Annotated in this window: 3 protein-coding genes; all 3 read left to right on the forward strand. The window is 49.5% G+C overall.

Annotated elements, in window-relative coordinates; genetic code table 11:
- Positions 1 to 126: 126 nt before the first annotated feature.
- Positions 127 to 1,203 (forward strand): hypothetical protein, encoded by a 1,077-nt coding sequence (locus P0D73_RS46215; RefSeq protein ID WP_408436405.1) that lies wholly within the window; start codon positions 127 to 129, stop codon positions 1,201 to 1,203.
- A 334-nt stretch (positions 1,204 to 1,537) separates the two neighbouring features.
- On the forward strand, positions 1,538 to 2,053 hold the full coding sequence (locus tag P0D73_RS46220; protein WP_408436408.1) for a hypothetical protein: 516 nt from the start codon (positions 1,538 to 1,540) through the stop codon (positions 2,051 to 2,053).
- Positions 2,054 to 2,153: 100 nt separating this feature from the next.
- On the forward strand, positions 2,154 to 2,414 hold a 261-nt coding region (locus P0D73_RS46225), incomplete at its 3' end, for a PDDEXK nuclease domain-containing protein (protein ID WP_408436411.1).

Raw genomic sequence — 2,414 nt, forward strand, 5'->3', positions numbered from 1 at the left:
CTCAATACCGGCCTTCCAAACGTAAAGGCCGAACGCTCGGTCATTGACCTTTTTTATCGACGGACGGTCGCGATATTATTGAGAGCGGTCATAAAGAGGCCGCCGCCGAACGGAAGCGGCGAGTGATTGTGGTCGACCAAGATCAATCCAGCAGACGTTCCCCGCCCCAACAAGTATGTCAAAAATTTTAAACCTATGAATAAAGCTCAAAAAATTGAAGCGACGAAACTGGCGATTGCCGAATGTGTTTTCAAGAAAGAACAAAGACATTTCCTCGATTTTAATTTTCATAACTGTACACCCTTCGCGCAAGAGTTCACTGAATTGATGTGCATAATGGAGGAACTATGTCCTCGATCTGGACTAGATTTTGTTAAACGAATCGGTTCGCTACAGGGCGAATCTAGAAGTACGTACGAGCAGATAGTTCAGGCACTTTGTGAGCTGGTTATTGCGAAGAAATTTCTAGATTCTTATCCTGTCGAGCAAGGCTTCAAACTTCATTGGGAACCTACCGAAAATACAAAAGCAAATCCCGAATTTATGATTGAAGGGAAAGATTGGCGGCTCTTAGTTGAGGTGAAGTGCCCCTCATTGCATGACTACGACACCAAAAATCAAGCTGCCGCTTATCAGGTAACAGCACGACTGCCTGGAGTGCGGGAGATTATGATGTCTGTCGGCGGAGAGGAGCCAGCGTTACCCCTAGACAACAAGGTGAAGGATTTTTTGGTTAGCGCGGAGAAAAAATTTTCGAGTTTCAGCGATGGCGTTGTTCCCACCTATGGATTGCTCGTCATTTGCTGGGGAGAACGGATGTTCGAGGCAGTAACGCCGCTGTCAAATGAGGCGTGCGGTCTACTCAAAGAACCGAGCTATTTTGAAAAGAATGGCGCTAAAGTCCGCTTTCTGCGTGTGAGCGGGGTAGTGGTCACGCAACATCAACACTTTGCACAACAAATGCTCGCCGGTCATACTCCGGATCATCAGAAGTCTTGCCTGCATTTCGGTCAGTATTGGGAATTTAATACTCCGCCAAACCCCGTTTTCTTGTCTAATACCTATGCAACGCGGCCGCTACCAAAGGAGTTCAAAGATGTGCTGCAAACTGTGAATGCTGGAGAAAGTCTTGATCCCATAGCTAATATCATGGAATCGGTCATGTGGCTGCATCGTCCGGGTATGGATCAGGGAATGGAATAGTCGGTAGGCTGGCTCACTATATTGGTCGGTATCGCGGAAAACTCTCTGCGAGGTCTTTTTCCGATGGCGGCCGCCTATGAGGCGAATGGCCAACGGATCAAGATGCAACATAGTCTCAGCGCTCATGATAGCTTGCTAGGGCGTGGCGTATCGGACATGCGTCGCATCGCCGATGCGCGCCTTCCCGTGAGCGACATGCGTGCGGTAGCGCACATAAAACTGCGTTCGGGATGACACGTTAGAGGCTGCAACGGTACCTTGGAGATGGTCGCAACGCTCTGCCCTATCATCTTCAGTTCAATTCCTGAGTTGCGGCATCGGAGAGAAAATAGTCATGGACAGCATTTTCGATATTGCGACTTCAGTATCGACACCGCTCGCGCTGGGAGGTTTTCTAGCGGCGGTCGTGTTTTTTATTTTTCGCCAAGTTATCGCAAAAGATATATTTCCTAAATTAACTGATGTCCTCGGGGCCGATATTATTCGGCGAATAATCGATCGACTTTTTATCTTGGCTCTTGTAACAACTGTTCTTGGAATCGGCGCATATGTATATATGAAATCAATCGGAGAGACCCCGACTCCTAGCATTCCCCATAACGCATTCTCGGCTGGTAACGGCGACATCTTTATTCGGACAGGAGCGAACACGTGGAATGAGATTTCTCCCCCGAGAACCGATCCTTCATTTATTTACGAAGAGTCAGGCCGCACCAGCGATGAATTGCTTTTGTATGATAAAAGCAGAGACATGCATGTTCGTTTTCCAATTCCATCAGGTACGGCGACATGGCGCGTAGGTGATTCAGGTCCTTGGACAGATTGGTACGTGGTGACCTATCACCAATAACGAGTGGGCATGTTGAAAATACTTTCAGACTGAATCGCATGTCGTATCTTGGTACCGTTTGTACTCCACGGCTCGCGTGTACGCGCGCCGCGTGTGCGGGTTGCGGATCGCCGACGCGAAGAACTCCAAGAAGCGCACGCCAGCTCGATCGCCAGCGGTGATGATGAGTTCCGGCGTGGTCACGCTCGCGGCAACAGCCAGCAATTTATATCGCGCATTTCGAGCAGGCCAGCCGGACGTGCTGTTGAAAGACCCGTATGTGCTGGACTTCCTCGGCCTGAACGATCACTACCTCGAAAAGGATCTCCAAGACGCCATCCTGCGCGAGATGCAGCAATTCCTGCTTGAACTCGGCGCTGGC

It is taken from the genome of Paraburkholderia sp. RL18-101-BIB-B, assembly GCF_046026985.1.
In the GTDB taxonomy this organism is placed as follows: domain Bacteria; phylum Pseudomonadota; class Gammaproteobacteria; order Burkholderiales; family Burkholderiaceae; genus Paraburkholderia.

Bases quoted from the DNA above. Each gene is read 5' to 3' on its own strand.
- P0D73_RS46220 (WP_408436408.1), top strand. From the start codon at position 1,538: ATGGACAGCATTTTCGATATTGCGACTTCAGTATCGACACCGCTCGCG.